This window comes from Porphyromonas endodontalis, from assembly GCF_052173515.1.
GTDB lineage: Bacteria > Bacteroidota > Bacteroidia > Bacteroidales > Porphyromonadaceae > Porphyromonas > Porphyromonas endodontalis_A.
The window spans coordinates 1-21264 of record NZ_JBQMYL010000012.1 but is presented as its reverse complement, the minus strand read 5'-3'; the positions used below and the strand labels follow the sequence as shown (position 1 = coordinate 21264).

General features: G+C 50.7%; 13 protein-coding genes. 8 read left to right on the top strand and 5 right to left on the bottom strand.

Annotated elements, in window-relative coordinates:
* Positions 1 to 28: 28 nt before the first annotated feature.
* From ACTTHR_RS06675 to porW, 4 genes are all read left to right on the top strand, one after another.
* Positions 29 to 1381: a saccharopine dehydrogenase family protein gene (locus ACTTHR_RS06675; RefSeq protein ID WP_311551983.1), complete on the top strand. Its 1353-nt coding sequence runs from the start codon at positions 29 to 31 to the stop codon at positions 1379 to 1381.
* A 69-nt stretch (positions 1382 to 1450) separates the two neighbouring features.
* Positions 1451 to 3124: a diphosphate--fructose-6-phosphate 1-phosphotransferase gene (locus ACTTHR_RS06670; RefSeq protein WP_442605612.1), complete on the top strand. Its 1674-nt coding sequence runs from the start codon at positions 1451 to 1453 to the stop codon at positions 3122 to 3124.
* A 108-nt stretch (positions 3125 to 3232) separates the two neighbouring features.
* Complete coding sequence (locus tag ACTTHR_RS06665) at positions 3233 to 3688, top strand: hypothetical protein (protein ID WP_442605611.1); 456 nt, start codon at positions 3233 to 3235, stop codon at positions 3686 to 3688.
* Positions 3689 to 3704: 16 nt separating this feature from the next.
* On the top strand, positions 3705 to 6974 hold the full coding sequence (gene porW, locus ACTTHR_RS06660) for a type IX secretion system periplasmic lipoprotein PorW/SprE (RefSeq protein ID WP_442605610.1): 3270 nt from the start codon (positions 3705 to 3707) through the stop codon (positions 6972 to 6974).
* Between the two features lie 107 nt (positions 6975 to 7081).
* Here the strand turns inward: porW and ACTTHR_RS06655 are convergent, their stop codons facing one another.
* The 3 genes from ACTTHR_RS06655 to ACTTHR_RS06645 are packed head-to-tail and all read right to left on the bottom strand — an operon-like array spanning position 7082 to position 11111.
* Positions 7082 to 8155, bottom strand: coding sequence for a sirohydrochlorin cobaltochelatase (locus ACTTHR_RS06655; protein WP_442605609.1), 1074 nt, complete (start codon positions 8153 to 8155; stop codon positions 7082 to 7084).
* A complete protein-coding gene (locus ACTTHR_RS06650) occupies positions 8152 to 8862 on the bottom strand; it encodes a precorrin-2 C(20)-methyltransferase (protein ID WP_442605608.1) in 711 nt (236 codons plus the stop codon). The genes ACTTHR_RS06655 and ACTTHR_RS06650 overlap by 4 nt, the downstream gene beginning before the upstream one ends.
* Before the next feature lie 17 nt (positions 8863 to 8879).
* Positions 8880 to 11111 carry a TonB-dependent receptor gene (locus tag ACTTHR_RS06645; protein ID WP_442605607.1) on the bottom strand — a complete coding sequence of 744 codons (2232 nt, stop codon included), beginning with the start codon at positions 11109 to 11111 and terminating at the stop codon, positions 8880 to 8882.
* A gap of 194 nt (positions 11112 to 11305) precedes the next feature.
* On the opposite strand from ACTTHR_RS06645, the gene ACTTHR_RS06640 reads away from it, so the two are divergent.
* A complete protein-coding gene (locus ACTTHR_RS06640; protein WP_442605606.1) occupies positions 11306 to 12700 on the top strand; it encodes a YihY/virulence factor BrkB family protein in 1395 nt (464 codons plus the stop codon).
* 299 nt (positions 12701 to 12999) lie between these two features.
* Here ACTTHR_RS06640 and ACTTHR_RS06635 read toward each other — a convergent pair whose 3' ends face one another.
* Positions 13000 to 15780 (bottom strand): outer membrane beta-barrel protein, encoded by a 2781-nt coding sequence (locus ACTTHR_RS06635; protein WP_442605605.1) that lies wholly within the window; start codon positions 15778 to 15780, stop codon positions 13000 to 13002.
* 273 nt (positions 15781 to 16053) lie between these two features.
* Entirely contained in the window at positions 16054 to 18402 is a 2349-nt protein-coding gene (locus ACTTHR_RS06630) for a tetratricopeptide repeat protein (RefSeq protein ID WP_442605604.1), read from the bottom strand.
* Between the two features lie 297 nt (positions 18403 to 18699).
* Here ACTTHR_RS06630 and ACTTHR_RS06625 point away from each other — a divergent pair, with 297 nt between their 5' ends.
* The 3 genes from ACTTHR_RS06625 to ACTTHR_RS06615 form a co-directional block, all read left to right on the top strand.
* Complete coding sequence (locus ACTTHR_RS06625; RefSeq protein WP_442605603.1) at positions 18700 to 19728, top strand: glycosyltransferase family 2 protein; 1029 nt, start codon at positions 18700 to 18702, stop codon at positions 19726 to 19728.
* Positions 19729 to 19803: 75 nt separating this feature from the next.
* A complete protein-coding gene (locus ACTTHR_RS06620; protein ID WP_442605602.1) occupies positions 19804 to 20865 on the top strand; it encodes an agmatine deiminase family protein in 1062 nt (353 codons plus the stop codon).
* A gap of 32 nt (positions 20866 to 20897) precedes the next feature.
* On the top strand, positions 20898 to 21264 hold a 367-nt coding region (locus ACTTHR_RS06615; protein ID WP_442605601.1), incomplete at its 3' end, for a nitrilase-related carbon-nitrogen hydrolase.

Below are 21264 nucleotides of genomic sequence, written 5' to 3'. Positions count from 1 at the left end.
CATCTCTTTATATTATGCGGCACTTGACATGGGATTCCCTGTTCAAGTGCTGTTTGGGGTATGGAATATATCTCGGTATTGTGGGGTATGTTATTCAGAGGATAGTTCTTTTTCTCTATCTTTGTGGAGCATAAAAATAACAGAGCATAGAAAGCAAACAACTATAACTATGGCAAGAGTCTTGATAATTGGTGCCGGAGGCGTTGGCACCGTCGTAGCTAAGAAAGTGGCTATGAACCACGAGGTCTTTACCGATATAATGCTGGCAAGCCGTACCAAGAGCAAATGTGACAAGATTGCTAAGGAGATTGAAGAAACCCTTGGTGGGGTGAAGATACAAACGGCTTCGGTAGATGCCGATAAGGTGCCCGAGCTGTGTACTCTATTCCGCAGCTTTAAGCCCGACCTTGTAATAAATGTAGCTCTTCCCTACCAAGATCTTACTATTATGGATGCCTGCTTGGAGTGCGGAGTAAACTACCTTGATACCGCCAATTACGAACCTCTAGACGAGGCAAAGTATCAGTATAGCTGGCAGTGGGCCTATCGCGAACGATTCGAAAAGGCCGGCCTTACCGCTATCCTCGGATGTGGTTTCGACCCCGGGGTAACGAGCGTATTTACAGCCTATGCCGCCAAGCATCACTTCGACGAGATCCACTACCTCGATATTGTAGACTGCAACGGAGGGGATCATCACAAGGCATTTGCTACGAACTTTAATCCCGAGATCAATATCCGCGAGATTACCCAAAAGGGTAAATACTACCTCAATGGTGAGTGGATAGAGACGGAGCCTCAAGAGATCCATCGTCCCCTCCATTACCCCGGTATCGGTGTGCGTGAGAGCTACCTTCTTTACCACGAAGAGCTCGAGAGTTTGGTGCTTAACTTCCCCACTATCAAGAGAGCACGCTTTTGGATGACCTTTGGTGAGGAGTATCTGACCCATTTGCGCGTAATCCAAAACATTGGTATGGGAAGCATCGAACCCATTAATTACAACGGTATGGAGATCGTACCCATTCAATTCCTCAAAGCCGTGCTACCCAATCCTCAAGACCTCGGGAGCAACTACACGGGCGAGACCTCAATAGGTTGCCGTATCCGTGGGGTGAAGGATGGTAAGGAGCACACTTATTATATATGGAACAATTGTAGTCACCAAGCCGCTTTCCGTGAGACCGGGATGCAGGGTGTAAGCTACACAACGGGGGTACCTGCCACGGTGGGAGCCTTGATGTTCGCACGAGGGCTTTGGAATAAGCCCGGGGTGCACAACGTAGAGGAGTTCGATCCCGATCCATTCCTCGAAGAGGTGGCCAAGCAGGGTTTGCCATGGCACGAACATCTCGATGTAGATATTGAGTTTGAAGCCTAATATGTAGTCAAAGAGTGGGGTGCCCGGCATGATGCTAAGGTGCCCCACGTTGTTTTTAATCTTTGCCCTATGACCTATATTCGTCTTGATAAGTTGCGCGCTGTCTATAAGCCTCAACTCCCCGAGGTGCTAGAGCACCCTACTAAGCTTGATGTCTCTACCAATGCCGCGACTCCTGATGAGCGTATTGCAGCTCTTTTCCCTCACACGGCACAGCTCCCCGTAGTCTCTTTGGCAGAAGCTGGGGCAGAGGCAGAAGCTACTAGCCCTCTTACGGTGGGGGTTTTGCTCTCAGGGGGGCAAGCTCCCGGGGGGCACAATGTAATAGCCGGCATATTTGATGCCCTCAAGATGCACCATCCTGCCTCCATTCTCTATGGCTTTATCATGGGCCCTGGGGGGCTGCTCCGAGGCGAAGCTCGGGAGCTTACGGCAGACGTTATTAACCGCTACCGCAATACGGGAGGCTTCGATATGATTGGTTCTGACCGTACAAAACTTGAGACTAAGGAACAGTTTGAGCAGGTACTTCTCCATGCTCATCGCTTGGCTTTGGATGCTCTTATGGTTATTGGTGGGGACGACTCCAATACCAATGCTGCCCTGCTTGCCGAGTACTGTCGAAGCGTAAACGATCCTCTCTGTGTAGTGGGCTGCCCCAAAACGATAGACGGCGACCTCAAAAATGGTTGGGTAGAGACGTCGTTTGGTTTCGATACTTGCGTTAAGGTTTATGCCGAATTGGTGGGTAACATCCAGCGCGATTGCTACTCCTCGAAGAAGTATTGGCACTTTGTCAAACTCATGGGACGCTCGGCCTCGCACCTGACCTTGGAGTGCGCTCTTATGACCCAACCCACGGTGGCAATTATTAGCGAAGAGGTAGCGGCTCGTGGGCTCACCCTGGGAGACCTAGTGCGTCAGCTGGCGGATGTTATCGTGGATCGCTCACGGCGAGGTATGGACTTTGGCGTGGTGCTTATCCCCGAGGGATTGATAGAATTCGTGCCCAAGGTACGTCGTCTTATTGCCTCACTCAACCGAGTATTGGCAGAGAATGGGCATAAGCTCCATCTTGTGAAGGAGAGTCAGATTATCAACTACATTGCCAGCAAACTCTCGGATGAGGACGAGGAGACTTTGCGCTCACTCCCCGAGGAGGTGGCTCGTCAGCTTGCCCTAGAGCGAGACCCCCACGGTAATGTACAAGTGTCGCGTATCGAGACGGAATCTCTCATTGTCACTCTCTTGGGGCAAGAGCTAGAGAAGCGTCGCTCACAGGGCGAATTTGAGGGTAACCCCTCTCCTCTGACCCATTTCTTTGGGTACGAAGGTCGCTGTTCGATGCCCTCCAATTTCGACGCTTCTTACTGTTATGCTCTGGGCCGTACTGCGGTGGCTCTTGCCAAAGAGGGCTGCTCCGGATACATGGCTACGGTGGGCAATTTGGTTCATCCCCCCAAAGAGTGGATACCCAGAGGGATCCCCCTTACAGAGATGCTGACCATAGAGGAGCGAAATGGTGTGGACAAACCCGTTATCGCTAAGGCGTTGGTAGATATAGAGGGGGCCCCATTCCGCTACTTCCGAGACCACCGCGAGGAGTGGGCAGAGGGCATTGCCTTCCGTTATCCCGGCCCTATTCAGTATTTTGGTCCCTCTGCCGTGTGTGATGCCACAACCATTACGCTACGCCTAGAGCACGCCCTAGAGCCGGAAGAAGATATCGAGACTATTTGGTAATTCGCTTGTTTTCGTATCCATCCCACCGAGGAGAAAGTTTCTCTTTTCTTGCCCGATGTCACGGGGTAGAGGTGCCTATTATCGTAGCTCAATCGTTATCTTTGCCCTATGATGTCAACTAAATTATTGGGCATCCTCTTAGGGATTGCTCTGCTCATTTGGGTGATCTTTCGCTGGGGGCGACGCCACGGCGCGATCAATGAGCACAAAAAAGATATAGCTAAGGGGATCGATTCTTGGGGGCAGTCGGGCGAGAAGTGCTCTGTTTGCACCTGTGGCGAGGGCACCTGTAGCAAAGAAAAGGCTGCTCCGAAGATTGATTATTACGACGACGAGGAGCTAGACCGCTTTGCCTCTCGGTCGCATAGCGATTACACCCCCGAGGAGGTGGAAGAGTTTCGTGGCGTACTCGTTACGCTCTTACCCGAGGATGTGGCAGGCTGGATGCAGAGCCTTAGCCGTCGCTCTATAGCTCTGCCGCAGTCGCTTATGGGCGAGGCCGAGGAGCGTTTGAGGGCTGCTTCGGAAAAAATGGAGGCGACTTCCCAACCGCCGATTCGCTAAAAGACCATTGTTTCGTATGCGCCGTGCTTCGTTTGTCTCCGTAGTTTGCTTGTGCTTAGCCCTCTTTTTGGGGAGTTGCTCGGTGCGGCGCAATAATGCTTCAACCCGCTTTTACCATAATCTGACCACGCGCTACAATGTCTATTTTCATGGCAAAAATGCTTTTGACGAGACCTATAATAGTTTTGTGGCGAATTACTCCGAGAGTTACTCTCGGCAGATATTCCTTGACCCGATAGAGGCACAACGGGGTGAGCTTAAGGAGCAAAAAGGAGGGGCATTTGACCCGGCTTTAGCCAAAGGGCAGACGGCCATCAAACTCCACAGCATCCGTACAAAACCGGAACGAAAGGGGAGACCCTCAGCCCGCGAAGCCGAGTTTTACAAGCGTCGCGAGTACAATACCTTTTTGCATAATGCTTGGCTCCTTGTGGGGAAATCGCAGTTTTACAATGGCGACTTCCTCGATGCCATGGCCACCTTCTCGTACATGTCTCGCCTCTACGCCACGGAGCCAGCCATCCGAGACGAGGCACGTCTCTGGCAGGCGCGCAGCTATACGGCTATGGGCTGGCTGCATGAGGCGGAGGAGATGATTAGGACATTACAAACAGACGCTTCGTATCTCAGAAAAAGTCTGGTCTACGACAAGACCTTGGCAGAGGTAGCTCTCTCTAAGGAGCGAATTGACGAAGCTATTGAGCCTCTGCGGCGTGCTATTGCTAAGGAAGAGAGCCGAACAGAGAAGTTGCGTATGCGTTACCTCTTGGGGCAGTTGCTTGTGCAATCGGGGCGTCCCGGTGAGGCACAAAAGGTTTTCCGCTCCCTATTGAGCAAGGCTCCGCCCTTTGCATTGGAGTTTGCCACGCAGCTCCGCTTGGTAGAGATAGAGGCGGAGAGGAATGTGCGTAGGGCTATCACGACAACGGAAAAGATGGCACGTCGTGGGCGCAACAAGGAGGTATTAGATCGCCTTTACCTCACACAGGGAGATTTATACCTAAGGCAATTGGATTCCCTCTCGGCTCTAAAGTCTTATAACCTGGGGGTGGAGAAGAGTACGGAGCATGGGGGAGACTTCGCCCTATGTGCCGTGGCAGCTGGGCAGATCTACCTTGCAAAGCGAGATTGGGACGAGGCGCAAAAAAGTTTTGCTACCGGGGTGGCGGCTCTTCCTAAGTCGCACCCAAAGAGCGAAGAATATACCACACTTTCTAAACAACTTGATGCCTTGGCTCTCCACGTGCGAGCCGTGGCAGAGCAGGATAGTCTGCGCCATCTTGCCTCTCTCCCCGAGGTGGAAAAACTCCGCATTATAGATAGTGCTATTGCCGCTTATGAGAAGGCGCAACGAGAGCGAGAGCGTGATGAGCGGATGGCTGCTCGGCAAGAAGAACAAGATGCTATCAACGAGCAACTCGGTAGTAACACCCCATCAGGGGTATCTAAAACTCCGGATCAGGGGATGCCTACTTCGGGTGAATTTTATTTCTACAATCCCCAGCTCATTGCTCGTGGGAAAGCTCAATTCAAACAGAAGTGGGGCAATCGCACGTTGGAAGATAATTGGCGTCGCCGCCAGAAGAGTGTGATGCCCTCAGCCTCTTCCCCTGCATTTGAGTCGCAGCCCACTCCGGAGCAAGCCGATTCGTTGGCGTCGGATACCGCGGCTACAGCCTCATCATCTTCCCAAACCCTACCGCCCGGCCAAGACCCAACCAAGCGAGAGTATTATTTGGTTCAGCTACCTACTACGCCCGAGGAGCTCGCAGCTAGCGACGTTATTATCCAAAATGGACTCCTAGGGATGGCTCAAGTATTCCAAGAAGAGATGGAGCTTTTTGACGAAGCTACGTATGCTCTAGAGGAGTTGCTCCGCCGCTATCCTAATTATGGAGAGCGTTTGAGCGTTTACTACCGTCTATATATGCTGATGGAGCGGCGCGGCTTGACAAGTGAAGCTCAGGCTTGGCGACGAAAAATATTGGCAGAGTTTGCCGAAGAGCCCTTGGCTAAGGCGGTGGCTTCTCCGCACTATCTTGAGCAACTCCGCACGGCTCAAGAGCAAGAGGAGAGGCTCTACAACGAGGCCTTTGCTGCCTATTTGAGTGGTAATCCTATGGCGGTGAGAGCTTCTGCTACGGAGCTACATACAGAATATCCGCTCTCGCCTTTGATGCCTAAGATGGACTTCCTCAAAGCCCTCTCTTACGTATTGGAGGGAGAGGAAATCGCCTTTAAGCAGGCTTTGGAACAGCTCCTGAAAGAGTACCAACGCGACGAGGTGTTGGAGCTGGCTCAGCAGATGTTGCGAGAGCTGACAGGCGGTAGAAGCATTAGCAAGGGAGGCTACTCCGGACTCAATTACGAGTTGTCGTTTGCAGGGGATGGTGAGTCGGTGCCGGACTCTCTCTACACCTATCGCTTGCCACTTCTGCGCTCTCCGCATAGTGTGGTATTGCTTTGTGCCGAGGCAAATGTGGAGTATCATTCGCTCCTTTTTGCGCTTACTTCGTTCAATTTCTCACGCTATACCGATCTTCCTCTAGAGGTCTCTCTAGAGCGACTTTCGCCCATCCAAAGAGTGACTATTAGCGGTTTCTCCTCTGAGCGTGATGCTTGGAACTACGTACGCGATGCCTATAGTCCCGAGGGGTATATGCCTGCCTTGCCGAGCGATGCTCTCCTCTTTGCCATGGATCAGGCGAGCTACAAAGCACTTCTCTCCGGAGCTTCTTTGGGGAATTATTTCGACTTCCTGGCCGATAGCATAGCCCCCCGTCAGGCAGCGGTTGCCTTGGCACTGAGTCGTTACGAAGAGATTGCAAAGGCTCGAGAAGAGGCCGCCGTAGCTCCCACTAAAGAGGTCGAAATACCTCGAGAGACTGCACCCGTAGAAGCAGAGAAAGCACCCGATCCCAAACCCGAACCGAGAGAAGAGGAAACGCCTATTTACCAAGTAAACGAAACCGCTCCCATCTCCTACGAAGATGTAGAGCAGGCAGCACGTGAGCGTAAGCAGCGTGAGCGCGAAGAGGCAAAAGCCAAGAAGAAGAGAGAAGAAGAGGTCAAACGGCAGCGAGAAGAGGAGCGGCGAGCCAAGGAAGCTGAGCGCAAACAACGCGCGGAAGAGCTCAAGAAAAAGCGTGAAGAGGAGCGGCGAGCCAAAGAGGCTGAGCGCAAACAACGTGCGGAAGAACTCAAGAAAAATCGGGAAGAGGAGCGGCGTGCCAAAGAGGCTGAGCGCAAACAGCAAACGACAGAGCGCAAGAGTGTAGAGCGCTAATGGCTGAGACTCTCTAGACCCACCCTATCGGAATATAAAAAAGGCTTCTACTTGTCCGTAAAGTAGAGGCCTTTTTGCTGGTGAAGAGAGCGGGAGGAGCGGAGGCGTTATCGCTTGCGAGTGATCTGCTTCTCCAGTTGTCGCTCTAGGAATTGTACTACCTCGGGCATCTCAATAAGCCCTATAAGTCGGCAATCTTCTTTGCTGCATTGGTACCCTGTTTTTATGAGTTCTGCACGCCAGCTCTCCGCCTCGGGCGTATCTTCGTCGCCCCCTTGCATATCGTTGTGGGCATGATCTCCGGCAATGGTCATGAGAGGGATGCAGATCACTTTGCCCCCTTTTATTCCCTTTTTCTGCATTCGAGCGATGGCATCTTCTAGTAGATTGCCCTCGGTATCGACGGTAGCAACAAAGCAGCGTGGAGCCTGTTTTTGCAGTTCTTGCTCGAATAGAAGGTGGATCTCTTCTCGCCCTCCAATGTCGTATTTCTTGGGAGTCCCATGCCCCATAAAGAGTAGCGTAGCCCCGGACTTTAGTTCACTTTCGTAGCTCTTGCAGAGTATCTTGGCTACCTCGGGTGCGTGGTCGAGTAGTGGCCCTTGTAGCGCAATATCTATAGAAGGATACGCTTGGGTAAAGGCATTTACCTCTTGCACGAGATCGAGATATTCCTTGCCTTGGGCTACATGTAGAGATTGCACTACTATGGAGGTGTAGCCCGTTTGGGCTAGAGCCGCGAGCCAAGTGTGTGGGGAATAGAAGTCGCCCAGTCCCTTTTGTTGGCAGCGTTGAATGCACATCCCCGAGGTAAAGGCGAGGTATACGTCTTGCGGAGCATTTTTCCCCGTGGAGGCGGAGTTAAAAGTGCGAGTTAACTCTCTTTGTAGGGCATTGTAGGCATTGTGAGCCTCTTGCCACGTGCTACCAAAAGCCACGAGAAGGATGGCATTCTTTCCCCGCTGTAGGGAGGAGATCTTTTGTGCTAGCTTGTTTTGTTTTTCCTTTTCTTGGGGTGGAGTGGAAACTTGCATGCTTGGGCTTTTTTGCCCCTCACCTTGAGGGGCTATTGTTGCAACTGAAATTGGAGTCTTTTCTTGGCTGATTCTTTTTGAAGCACAAGCCTGCAATAAAAAGATTCCTACCCAAAGAATGAATAGGTAGTGGCTGATACGTTTCATCGGTTTGTATGGGATGGATGTAGTTTGCAGATAAGGAGAGAGAAATAGGTAAAGGGGTGCGTTTGTATCGCCTCTAGGTCACGGAGGTAGAGGGCGTTGGGGCGTTCGACAAACTCACAATAGAAGTATTGGAGGTAGGGCGCAAAGTGAGGCATAAGGGCTTTTAGCTTGGCCTCGCATTGCGATAGCTTCATAACGACAAGGGTGCCGCCCCCATCGGCTACACTCTGTAGTAGCTCCCGAGAGACTTTGCCGGGGGAGACAACCAACATTTCGTTCCCCTCTACGAGAGATATGTTGAGGGCAGAAGCTGCTGCAATAAATGAGGGGATGCCTGCATGATGGCGTATAGAGATGCCTCTCTCCTCCAGTTGGGTAGCAATATAGTGGGTGGAGGAATAAATGCTTACATCGCCCTCTGCCACAATGGCAATAGAGTGCTCTTGCCGGGCTAGCTCTGCTACCTCTCTAGCCACTTGGGCGTATGCCTCAAGGGCTGCCTGCCTATTGTGGCTCATGGGTAGGGTATAGCCTCTTAGCTTTTCGCCGGAGATCCCGAGTTGTACTAATAACTCCCGGGCTTGACTTTTGCCTCCCAATTCAGGGTAATACACGTACTGCACGGCATGCAACGCAGCAAGCGCACGTGCCGTTACAAGGTGAGTACCCCCGGGCCCTAAGGCTACAAACTCTACTACAGAAGCCATATTGCCCTTCTCTACAATTAGCGGCGATAGTGGAGCGTTAAGCTCACATAGGGAGAACGCCCCGGCTGTAGACTGGCATAGGGTTTAGAGGTGTTCCAGGGGCGAGCATCGCGCCAGTCCAAAATGTTTTCTACTCCGGCTCCCAAGGTTATTTTGTAGTCTCCCAAAGTAAAGTCGTGGGTTGTTACAAAGTCGAGTAGGTAGAAGGCAGGGGAGTAATAGTCGTAGGTTGCGGAGTAGCGTTCGCCTTGCCCATAAGCTAAAATACCAAGCTTGAGATCGTACAGACCCCAAGTGTGCCCCCAATTGAGGCGAGCATTCCCGAGTATGCCCACACTCTTATCGAGTTGGATAGGATCGGGATGAGGGTTCTTTTTCGTGGCCATGGGTGTAATGTTTTTGCCATCGAGTAGGGAGAGAGAGCCGGCAAAGTCGAAGCCTGCCCCTAAGTAGGCGTGGGCAGATAGGTTGAGCCCTAATACTCTGGCTCGGTCGATATTGTCGCGCATTTGCACCTCGTCATACTCTTTGAGGTAGGGAGCTGCCTCTTCTTTGGTGAGTGTACGGTAATTGATCATATGCGAGATATGATTGAAAAATGCCGTTGCCGAGAGCGAAAAACGACGGTGCAGATACTCTAGATTTACCGAGAGGTTGTGGCTCTCTTCGGGCTTTAGGTTGATGTTTCCTAGGGTTAGACGATTGCTGCTTTGAGCCACTTCCGAAGAATAGATCTGTTGGAGCGTAGGAGCCTTGAAGCCCGTAGAGTAGGAGACCCTACCACGCAATCCTCCGCTTACGCCCATGATGGATAGCGAGGGGGATAGGTGGCTGTGGAATGTTTCGTTGAAGGAATAGCGCAGCCCTGCCACTAGCTCCAGCCCGGGTGCGATGGTCCATTCATCTTGAGCGAAAGCCGAGGCGGTGTAGGTGCTTTTGTGGTCGTAGGAGTCGGTAGCACTGCTGAGAGCATCATTAAGGTACTCCAAACCGGTGCTGAGTTTGTTGTTGCGACTCAGTTTGAATACCCCGGACACATCCCCCTTGTAGTACTGTATTCTCTTGCGTTCTAAGCGGTCGCCTTGCTTATTTTTCTTGGTGTCTTTGAGGTAGATGAAGCTGGAGCTGTAATTGTCCGCAGCAAAGTTTGCCGTAACAAAAAGGCGCGGAGAGATGATGTATTGCATACCGGCTCCATAGGCATAGGCGCGGTGGTTTACATTGTAATCGTAGCCTTCGATAGGACGCCTACTCATATTGTCGTAGAAACTTCCCTCCGCCCTAAAGGTGAGATTGGTAAGGGGGGAATAGGAGAAACGTTGCTGAACGAGATGATTCCCATACCCTAGAGAGGCTTGTTTCATCGTGGGTTCTTCTTTTACCTTTTTGGTCTTCTTGTCTATAACTTCTGCTAAGGGCGATAGTTGCCAATTGCCGGCTTGGCGGTAGAGGTACGAGGTACCGGAGGTGAGTTTCCCGAGGTTAAGATCGAGGGTGACAGCCTCGCTTATACGCTGATGGTTGCTTACTCGGGTAGTGGAGGATACCTCTATTCCATTTTTATCGTCGTCGGTAATGATGTTTACCACACCGCCCACAGCATCGCTCCCATAGAGTAGGGAGGCCGAGCTATTCAAGATCTCTATACGCTTGACATTAGCCATATTGATTCGTTGTATAGCATCGTCGGAGATCATCCGCTGCCCATTGAGTAGGAAGAGTATATAGCCGCTTTTGAGTCCGTTGAGCGAGACTTCGGTACCCATGGCGTTGCCGGAGAAGGAGAAGGATGAGGAGAGTTTGGAGAGAGCCTCCTCGAGGGTGGAGATATGCGCTGAGGAGAGATCTCGTGCGGTAATCACCTGTACGGGGATGGGAGTCTCTGCCATACGTCTGTGTGTGCCGGTACTTGTCACCACCACTTGCGCCAATTGCCGATTCTCTTCTGCCATACCGATGTGTACGTTTGAGGTGGTTTGGGCAAATGTGGCGTGCTCAGATCGGTAGCCAATGGCGGAGAAGCGAAGAGTTTGCTCGCCATCGGGGAGATTTTTGAGGATGAACTCTCCTCTCGCATTACTCGTGGCTCCCTTCAGACTGTGATCTACACGGATGGTAACACCGGGGATCGGCTGACCCGTGGCTTTGTCGGTAACCTTACCGCTGATGGTGATTTGCGCTTGTAGGTTGAGCGCAGAGGCGAGGAGGAAAAGTGAGAAGAATATTCTCTGCAAAGTGGTTTGGTTCATAATGTATATAACGTCCTTATAGCGGGGTCTCATCCCTGTATCTTAGTTGGGCAGAGCCGGAAGTCCAAGTCGGAGAGGCACTTTCTTCAGATGCCTCTTGCCTTATTCCGTTTGCTCTTTGACGGGACAAAGGTAGCATTTTGCTGCGCTATTATTACTATCTTTGGTCGGTCTAAAGACGAAAAGTATTCTGTATGGCAAAGAAAAATAAGGTGAGAAGATGGGTTCGCGTAAGTCGAGTGCTTCTCGTTGACTTCATGGATTTTGTGTCGAGAGACATGTGGCATATTGAGACATCTGAGGTGGTGGGCTTCCGTCGTATCTACATCAATTCGCTCAAGTCCCTATACATGGCAATAAAGGGTTTTGTGCAGGGAGACCTCACGAGTAAGGCCTCTGCGCTCACTTATAGTACGGTACTTGCCATTGTGCCGATGCTTGCCGTCTTGGTGGGGATTGCCAAAGGCTTTGGGGTACAAGACGCGATTTCGGACTTCCTTATAGAGACGCTTCCCACTCATACTGCGGAGATCTCCAAGTCGTTGGGCTTTGTCGAGAATTATTTGTCGCAAGTAAAGGGGGGACTTTTCTTAGGGATTGGTCTTGTCTTTTTGCTCTATACGGTCTTCAATCTTCTCTCCACGATTGAGAATGCTTTCAATCGCATTTGGGAGACCACCAAGGGTCGAACCTTCAAAGACAAGGTGACGAGTTACTTTACCATGATCTTTCTTTTACCCGTTCTGATCGTGCTATCTTCGGGTATTACCATCGCCATGACTACCATCAAGAATACCTTTATGAAGGATTTCTTCCTCCTCGGTAGCATGACTACGTTCCTTATCAATTTGGTGCCTTTTGTCCTCACCGTCTTCTCGTTTGTGGCCATATTTATGGCTCTGCCTAATGTGAAGGTGCGCTTCGTGCCGGCCCTCATCTCCGGTACTTTGGCGGGAGTTGCCTTTCAGGGGTTCCAGATGCTTTACATCGGAGGTATGCTGTGGATCTCGAGGTATAACGCCATCTACGGGGGATTTGCCGCCTTCCCTCTATTGCTCCTCTGGATGCAACTGACCTGGATTATCACGCTCTTTTGTGCCAAACTCTGCTACGCGATACAGAATGTGAATAAGTTCACCTACGAAAAGGAGGTAACTAAGGTCTCGCGTCGCTATACGGACTTCCTTACCGTGCTTATCATGGCACATATTGTGCAACGCTTTGTAGATCCCAAAAGCCAAGAACCCTATACTGTGGAGCAATTAGCGGATCGATGCCGCATCCCCGTGAAGCTGACTACCATGATTATACGCCAGCTCTTGGCGCTCAACCTTATTGTGGAGGTGAAGTACACCAAGCAATCGCGAACGGGCAACTACTATCCCGCCGTGGATCCCGAGACGCTTACTGTTGGCTCTCTTATTGCGCGACTTGACAGCGTTGGGAGCGAAAACTTCAAAGTCGATCGCCGGAAATATGCCCGAGAGTGGGAGCTAACCCTTGCCTCCAGAGCTTCCCTCCAAGAGGAGTCTACACACGTCTTGCTTAAACATTTGCCCTTAGGGCGCGAGAATCTCCGCCCTATATAAAACTCCCTCTTGCCCTAAAACGCAAAAGAAATAGCCTAGTTTCTGAGAAGAAACTAGGCTGTTTTTGTTCAGAAATTAGCTGTGTTCTGGTGAGAAACTAGCCTGCTCCTGCCTGGGGGTTCGTTGCTCCTTTGCTTGTAACCTGACTATTCCTTGATCGAACTTGCCTTGGTCTCTCTTGTTTCCCTACTGGGAGTTGGGATTTTCCAAGTGTGGAAACCTACTTTTCCTCCCTTGGAAAGTTAGTTTTCCACCTATGGAAAGTTGCCTTTCCTCACTTGGAAAATGGTAAGAGATGATTAGCGTGGAGGAGGACCGCCGAAGTGTCGCTCCCCGAAATCGCTGCGAGAGCTCCCCTTACCAAAGCTGCTGAAGCGGTAGATAAAGTGTACCATAAAGTACCTACCCAGCACATTGGTACGGCTGTCGGTTACGTTGAGGGCGGTCACCTCACGAGAGATTCCGGTCTCACTATTTAGGAGATCATAGCCTTTGAGGCGAATTGTCGCGGCCTTGTTTTTGAGGAAGCTGTAGGAGAGGGCTGTATTCCATAGCCACGAGTTCTTTTGGTAGTTCGTGCCGTAGCCTTGGTTGGTTTGGTAGAGAATGTCGCTCTCAAGCTTTAGCCCGAAGGGGAGATCGTAGGAGCCTTCAAGCCCGGACTCGTAGTCCCACGCGGTGCGTTTGGCTTGGCTGCTTAGTGAGTTAAGGGCCGTATTGAAGGAGAGGCCGCCTCGCAAGCGAAGGTAGAGATTGCCCTTGGCAAAGGAGAGAGAAAGCGAGGGGCTTACGCTCCAGTTGTCACTCTTATTGAGTTGCTCTGTGTTTGTAGCGGCATCGACAACGTACCCATTTTGATGGTTAAACATCCCACGAAGCCCGGCATTGAGCGTCAGCAAAGAAGAGAAAAAGGGCATGGAGCTCATTCCAAACAATCGTACGGAGGAGTTGCCATCCACATTGCGATAACTGATGTGCTGCTGCCCGGTCGTGTTGTCGTAACGAACTACAGAGGCTATGCCGTTGAGCTCGTAATTCGCTTCCATAAAGAGGTTGATGGCAACGCGTGTGGTGGGGTTGAAACTGCGGAAGAATGAATGTATTTGATGCGTGAACGAGGGCTTGAGGCTGCTATTCCCCTCGGTGATGCGAAGTAGGTCAGTGGGGTCTACCGTGGGGATCATATAGGAAACACTCGGCATCTCCGTGCTCCCTCTATAATCGAGTCGCCACATCGTTTGCTTGTTGGGCTGGAGGTTGATGCGAAGATTGGGCACGAAAAAGAGTTGCTGATTGACCCAAGACCGGGTGAGGTATTGGGTCGTCATCTTGCCGGGCTCCAGCCCCAGACCTGCCGTTATATCGAAGCCACTGGTGCGGTATTGCAGGTTGAGAGACCCTCTATAAGCATCAAGTTCGCTGGTAAACTTAGAGGAGAATTGAGGGTCGAGTAGGGTGTATTTGCCCGATGCGTCGGGGGTGAACACTTGGCGATCTCCCTCACGTGTATTGTGCTTCCACTCGCCTAGCACTTGCAAAAAGAGGCGAGAGGTAAGGGGCTCTACGTAAGATAGGCGTAGCGTGGTGGAGAGGGTGTGGCTGTCGTCTTGTTGTAGTAGGTCTCTATTTTGCTTAATGCCGCTACCTGCCCCGAGTCCGGAGAAGGAGGCGAGGTAGTTGCCTTCGCTCTGATTGCCGTTGTATCTCGTGCGAACGCCTAGGCTCAAGACACGCCCCTTGCTGCTGAGGCGACGGCTTACATCTAGGTTCCCTCCCAGCGAAAGGAAGTTGCTTGAGGCGTTGTATTGCGTCTGTGCCGTGCTGATGGGGTTCGCTTGCTCTTCCCAAGTAGAGGTTGTGTTGTACCCCAATTCGTAGTTCTTATTCCACCAGACGGAGGGGCGGAAGACGAGTTCTGTGAGGGAGTCTATCTTATAGGTAAGGCGTAGTTGAGAGCCCAGTCTATGTGTAAAGGAGCGGAGGTCTTGTTTCTCTTGAGAGAAGAGACTTGCCGCATTGGTGCGGAATTGTTCCGTAAGTTTTTCGCTCTTGGCAACGCGGTCTGTGTAGCCATAGCGGCCGTTGCCTTCCAGGTCTAGGTTAGATAGCAAACTCCACGCAATGTCTCCGGCTACAGAAGAGGAGGTGGCAATCCCCTGCTGAGGTCTGCCGCGGCGTCGGAATCCGCCTCCGCTATCGGTGTCGAGTTCTCCGGAGCCGCGGTCGTTGGTGTTGTTGCTTCCGGCAATGAATGTGAGGCGGTTCTTTCCCGAGAAGTTGTTGATAGTGGCATTGGCTTCGTAGCGGTTGTTCGTTCCATATCCGGCAAAAAGATTGCCAAATAGTCCCGTTTTGTGGGAAGCTTTGAAGGTGAGGTTTAGTACCGTCTCTTCGTCTCCATCATCGAAGCCCGTCATGCGAGATTGCTCGCTAGAGCGGTCTAGTAGTTCGAGTTTATCCACGACTTCGGCAGGGAGGTTCTTGGTGGCTACTTTGGTGTCTCCGGAGAAAAACTCCTTGCCCTCTACAAGTATCTTGTCTACACTCTTTCCGTTGATGGTAATACTCCCTGAGGAGCTAACCTCTGCACCGGGGATGCGCTTGATGAGGTCTTCGAGCATAGCTCCTTGCCCCACGTGATAGGCATCGGCATTGAAAACCACCGTGTCTCCCTTGATGGTCATATCCGCAGCGCGCCTCTCTACGGTCACGGTATTGAGGAGCTGGCTATCCTCTTCGAGAACAATGCGGAGACTGCCCGAGTAGGGAATCTTGATTATGGTTGTGTATTCTTTGTAGCCAACAAAAGATACGCGTAAGGCGTAACTCCCCGAGGAGAGATTGCGGAGTCGGAAATTCCCTTTGGCATCGGTGGTACTACCGGTTACCTGCTTCCCTTGCTGGGTAAATAGCACGGCATTCCCCCCTACAATCGTCTCTTGCTGGGTGTCGAGCACCGTGCCCGAGAGGGTGTACGTCTGGGTCTGAGCGACTAGGGGAAGGCTGAAGAATAGGGTAGTGGCGAGTGCAACGAAAAAACGTTGCAGATGGTTTGTTATGGTTCTGGGGCTATCTGTCATCTTTTTCTTCTCTTTCGTTACGAGGCATTTGCATTCAAAACCTCTACAGAACTAGAGATAGAAAACGATTCTCGAGGTTTAATTACCCCCTTTCCCCTTGTGTATTTAGGGCCGACACATAATACCGCAAGATTTGTACATCCCCCCTCAAGTTCCCCACGAAAGAAACTAGGCTACTGCACCCCATACGGGGTTTCTACTTAAATCAACAAGCGAGATGTACGCTCTAGAGGGAATCGTAATTAAACATGAGGTCTAAAAACCATGCGACAATCACCCTTTGGCGAGTTTCTCTATGATATTTAGTAGCTTTCGGGCTTTAGGATGCTCGGGGTATTTACCTAGGATCGCCTTTGCCTCCTCAAGATCCTCCTTCGGCTTGCCCAGTAGGCCAAAGCCTATTGCAAGTAATCTAGCATGGTCGATTTTATAGGTGGCAGGATGGCGACTCGCTAGTTTTTGGTAAATGTCATGCGCCCCTTGGTAAGCCTTCTCGGCATCCTCTTTCTTCCCTAGTCCCAGATAAAGGATCGTAAGGTTATTAAGGGATGTAGCAAGATCAGGGAGGTATGCCTCCGGATTCTGCTTGGCTAACTCTCGGAGTATCTGTAGCGCCTCTTCGTAGTAATCTTGGGCTTGCTTGAGGTCGTTGGTGATGCTGAGTAGATTCCCTAAGTCATTTAGGGATGCCGCTACATCAGGGAGGTATGCCTCCGGATTCTTTTGGGCCAACTCTCGACGTATCTGTAGCGCCTCCTCGTAGTAATCTTTGGCTTGCTTGAGGTCGTTGGTGTGTTTGAGTAAATTTCCCAAGTTATTTAGGGATGTCGCTACATCAGGGAGGTATGCCTCCGGATTCTGCTGGGCCAATTTTCGGTGTATTTGTAGCGCCTCCTCGTAGTAATCTTTGGCTTGCTTGAGGTCATTGGTGTCGCTGAGTAAATTCCCCATATTGTTTAGGGATGCGGCTACATCTGGAAGGTATGCCTCCGGATTCTGCTTGACCAACTCTCGACGTATCTGTAGTGCTTTCTCGTAGTAATCTTTGGCTTGCTTGAGGTCGTTGGTGTCGCTGAGTAACTTCCCTAAGTTATGTAGGGATGCCGCTACAACTGGAAGATATGCCTCCGGATTCTTTTGGGCCAACTCTCGACGTATCTGTAGTGCCTCCTCGTAGTAATCCTGGGCCTGCTTGAGGTCATTGGTGTCGCTGAGTAAAATTCCAAAATTATTTAGAGTTATAGCTACATCTGGCTTGTATTTCTCTGGATTCTTCTTGGCCAACTCTCGGAATATCTGTAGCGCCTCCTCGTAGTAATCTTTAGCTTGCATGAGGTCGTTGGTGTTGCGGAGTAAGGCCCCCAAGTTATTAAGGGTTGTAGCTACATTTGGAAGGTATTCCTCCGGATTCTGCTTGGCTAACTCTTGGAGTATCTGTAGTGCCTCCTCGTAGTGATCTTTGGCTTGCTTGAGGTCGTTGGTGTTGCTGAGTAAATTCCCTAAGTTATTTAGGGATACCGCTACATCTGGAAGGTATTCCCCCAGATTCTGCTCGGCCAACTCTCGACGTATCTGTAGTGCCTCCTCGTAGTAATCTTTGGCTTGCTTGAGGTCGTTGGTGTTGCGGAGTAAGTTCCCAAAATTATTTAGGGATGCCGCTACATCTGGCTTGTATACCTCCGGATTCTGTTTTGATAATTCTCGGAGAGCCTGTAGCACCTCCTCGTAGTGGTGTCTTGCTTTCTCGAAGTCATTGAGGCTTTGGAGTAAGAGAGCATATTTGAAATGATGCTCAATAGTCGGGGATAGCTCGATCAGACGCTCGTAGAAGCTACGAGCCTCCCCGAAGGAGACCTGGATTTGAGCCGCCTCAATCAGCTCCTTGAGGACTCTGACCTCGTTCTGCTGCTCTCGGGTCTTGAACTCTTCGTAAACAGTTGTCAGGCTCTGTTCGCTCTCCCCCGTCAGTACCCTTTTGATCTTGTCTAGGGTGTCGGCAAGATAGCTGTCTCCAACCTCCCTTAGTCTCTTGATCTCTTCGGCAATCTTGTCGGTGTGCTCGAAGAGAAATCGGACAAACTCTGCAACCAGGCATTTCGCACCCTCCGAGTGGATGCGTCCGTTGCTGAGCATCCCCTCAAGTGCCAGCTCTGTAGGTTCTAGTCCCTGCTCTAGAGGGAGTTCTTTGAGGAGCGCTCGGATGTACTGTGGGGCCATGTTGAGTCCTTCCATTCGACTCATCAAGCCTTGTATCGACTCTTGTGTCTTGCTGTGTTCTCGAAGATTCTGGTCCTGGATTTTTACTTGCTCATCCGCTCTGTCCATCATCAGGGAGTTGTGTGCTGCGGGTTGCTCGCTCAGCCTTTTCTTGAAGCAGTCGATGAATGCTTGGGTATCCGCATCAAGACTTTCGTAGCTCGTTGGGTTTTGGAGATATTTCTTCGAAGCCTTCCTTAGGCGGAGTTTGTCACTAGAGGACGGGGTGTGCTTAGACCAATCAGTAAGTGAGAGTTGAAAGGCTTCCTCAAAGCCTTCATTGACCGCTGAGGAGTGGAGTTTCTTGAGTTGGCGCCAGATATACCCTACTGGTTTGAGGGCATATTCTATTATAGTGAAATCCATTGTGTGATAGTGGAGCTATAAGGGGTAAACGATTCAAAGATAATAAGTATTTCTCCTAATTAAGGAGAGATGGCAATAAATCTATTGTGTGTACATTCCCCCACCTTCTCGTCCTTTATGCGAAGAGAAGGGGCAAACAGCAATCAGCCGACCTTGCTCCAAGAGCTCGAGGATAGCTCTCCGAAGCAAGGCCTATAGACGATTATGCGTCAGCCCTGCTTGTGTGTTACTTTATGGAGTACATCTACTAGTAAAGTGTACCTTTGTGCCCAAGAATAGATTGTGTAGAGTATCCCTATGGCTGCTATATCCTTGATTATCCCAGTGTATAATGTGGAGCGTTATTTAGCTCGTTGCCTTGATAGTGTACTCAATCAGACCTATACTGATTGGGAAGCTATCTGCGTGAATGATGGAAGTCCCGATGGCAGCAGGGCTATTCTTGCCGCCTATCAAGCAAAGGATGCCCGCATTAAGATTGTGGATAAAGAGAATGGAGGGCTCTCCGATGCACGTAATAAGGGCCTAGAGCAAGCCCAAGGGGAGTATGTGGTATTCCTTGATTCGGACGACTTCATTCACCCCCAGACCTTAGAGTTTAGCTTGGCCCTCGCCCGAGCCAATGGGAGTAATATCGTTACGTGGTACAAAGATCCCTACTACCGACTCACCACCATCCTGAGGAGAAAGTTGGGCTTTGATGTGGATAAAAAGCTGCCCAAGAGCTATTACAAACGCTACCAACTTGAGAATGTAAATCAGCTCACGACGTCGGACGTTTTTGCCCATTTTACGGAGCAATCGCACTCCGATATTAAGATGCCTCTCAAGCACTTCTATGTGTGGCGCCTCCTGATCCGTAGAGAGCTGCTAGCCGACTTCCGCTTTATCAAGGGGATCACTTTTGAGGATTTCCCTTGGACAAGCGAACTCATGCTCCGCAACAAAGGGCGCGTCACCATCACCTCTCTACCTTTTTATTACTACTATCCCAACGAGGGCTCGATAGACCTCTCCACCAAGCGGGCGCGCAAGATAAACGATTGGATAACCGGCCTAGAGCATGCCTACAAACTCTACGAGGCCGAAGCCGAGGAGAGTCAGCGCATCCGATGGCAACGGCAATGTATGTGGGTAGTTATCCGGGGGAGGATAGAGCGGCATTTGAAAGAGATACGAGAGGAAGATTTGTGTCGTTCTCTTGCCCGGCGTCTGCAGTCCGTTGTAGAATTGGGCTGCTTGGATCATCCCTTCGATGCTCGCTCCAAGGCCTGTAAAGAGCGTATTCTTTCCTTTGTAGAGCAGCATCTCCCACCCTCGCAATAGTAAGGTAGTCTGCTGGATTATTGGGCTATAATGCCTAATTTCGTGCTAGAAAAAAAAGTCGATATAGACCACTATATGCACAGAGCCTCTCTATCACAAGGATTGTGCCCCGAGTGGGCGCCCCAAGATGCCGTACTTATCACTTGGCCTCATGCTGCTAGCGATTGGTGTGAAATCCTCCCCGAGGTCGAAGCCAATTACCTAGCTATGGCTACAGCTATCCTTCGCTATGAGCCGTTGGTGGTTGTCCTCCCCGAGGGGCAAGAGATAGGTCATTTGTTTCCCGAAGATTTAAGAACAAGACTTGTGGAGATTCACCTCCCGAGTAACGACACATGGGCTAGAGATTATGCTCCACTTTGTTGCCTTATGGAGGGGAAGAAGCGAGTTGTAGACTTCCGTTTCAATGGATGGGGACTTAAGTTTGCCTCAAACTACGATAATATGATCTCCAGACGTCTGCATGATATGGGCTTCTTTGCCAAGGATGCGGAGTGGTGCGATGAGCAAATGATTGTGTTGGAGGGCGGTTCGATAGATGCCAATAGTAGAGGCGAGATGGTAACTACTCGTCGTTGCCTTACAGAGCCTAATAGAAATATCTTTCCCGAGCAAGAGGCGGCTTTGAATAACTTGCTTTCGTCCTCTTTGGGGGCGCAGAAGGTTATCTATATAGAGCATGGAGCGATTGAGGGGGATGATACGGATGGTCATGTAGATACACTTGTGCGGTTTATCAATGATGACACACTGGTATATGTCGCGCCCACCGATCCCAATTCGATTAATTACCACGAGTTGAAGGCCATGGAGGAGGAGCTTTTGCAGCACGAAGAGATAAAAGAGTGTGGGTATAAGTTGCTGGCCCTGCCCGATGTGGGTACTCTTCGTGACGAAGAGGGCGAAGCACTCCCTGCCACGTATGCCAACTTTTTGTTCGTTAATGGAGCTCTGCTTGTTCCCACCTACGGGGTGCCTCAAGACGAAGAGGCTCTAGCGATTTTGCGAAGAGTCTTGCCCGAGCGAGAGATTGTGGGGGTCAATTGTCGCACCCTTACGCAGCAGCATGGTAGTTTGCACTGTGCTACAATGCAGTTCCCCCTCGGTTTTGTCGCCCCGAAGTACCTCCCCAAATAAGCCATAAGAGCAAGACTAAAAAGAGAAATCACGTGAATACGCTAAAGATAGGAATCATACAGCAAGCCAATACGGCCGATCGCGCGAGCAACAAGCAACGCTTGGTACAGAAGATAGAGGAGCTATCGAAGAATGGCGCCCAACTGATTGTGTTACAAGAGTTGCACAACGGGCTTTACTTTTGCCAGACAGAGGAGGTCTCCGTTTTCGATCAGGCCGAATCTATCCCCGGTGAGAGTACAGAGTATTTTGGGGCTGTGGCTCGTCAGTTTGGGGTGGTATTGGTGCTGTCGCTTTTCGAGCGTCGTATGGCAGGCTTGTACCACAATACGGCGGTGGTTATAGAGAAAGATGGCTCTATTGCAGGCAAATATCGTAAGATGCATATCCCCGACGATC

Coding starts and splice junctions, on each gene's coding strand:
- ACTTHR_RS06675 (WP_311551983.1), top strand. CDS start 29: ATGGGATTCCCTGTTCAAGTGCTGTTTGGGGTATGGAATATATCTCGG.
- ACTTHR_RS06670 (WP_442605612.1), top strand. CDS start 1,451: ATGACCTATATTCGTCTTGATAAGTTGCGCGCTGTCTATAAGCCTCAA.
- ACTTHR_RS06665 (WP_442605611.1), top strand. CDS start 3,233: ATGATGTCAACTAAATTATTGGGCATCCTCTTAGGGATTGCTCTGCTC.
- porW (WP_442605610.1), top strand. CDS start 3,705: ATGCGCCGTGCTTCGTTTGTCTCCGTAGTTTGCTTGTGCTTAGCCCTC.
- ACTTHR_RS06655 (WP_442605609.1), bottom strand. CDS start 8,155: ATGAAACGTATCAGCCACTACCTATTCATTCTTTGGGTAGGAATCTTT.
- ACTTHR_RS06650 (WP_442605608.1), bottom strand. CDS start 8,862: ATGGCTTCTGTAGTAGAGTTTGTAGCCTTAGGGCCCGGGGGTACTCAC.
- ACTTHR_RS06645 (WP_442605607.1), bottom strand. CDS start 11,111: ATGAACCAAACCACTTTGCAGAGAATATTCTTCTCACTTTTCCTCCTC.
- ACTTHR_RS06640 (WP_442605606.1), top strand. CDS start 11,306: ATGGCAAAGAAAAATAAGGTGAGAAGATGGGTTCGCGTAAGTCGAGTG.
- ACTTHR_RS06635 (WP_442605605.1), bottom strand. CDS start 15,780: ATGACAGATAGCCCCAGAACCATAACAAACCATCTGCAACGTTTTTTC.
- ACTTHR_RS06630 (WP_442605604.1), bottom strand. CDS start 18,402: ATGGATTTCACTATAATAGAATATGCCCTCAAACCAGTAGGGTATATC.
- ACTTHR_RS06625 (WP_442605603.1), top strand. CDS start 18,700: ATGGCTGCTATATCCTTGATTATCCCAGTGTATAATGTGGAGCGTTAT.
- ACTTHR_RS06620 (WP_442605602.1), top strand. CDS start 19,804: ATGCACAGAGCCTCTCTATCACAAGGATTGTGCCCCGAGTGGGCGCCC.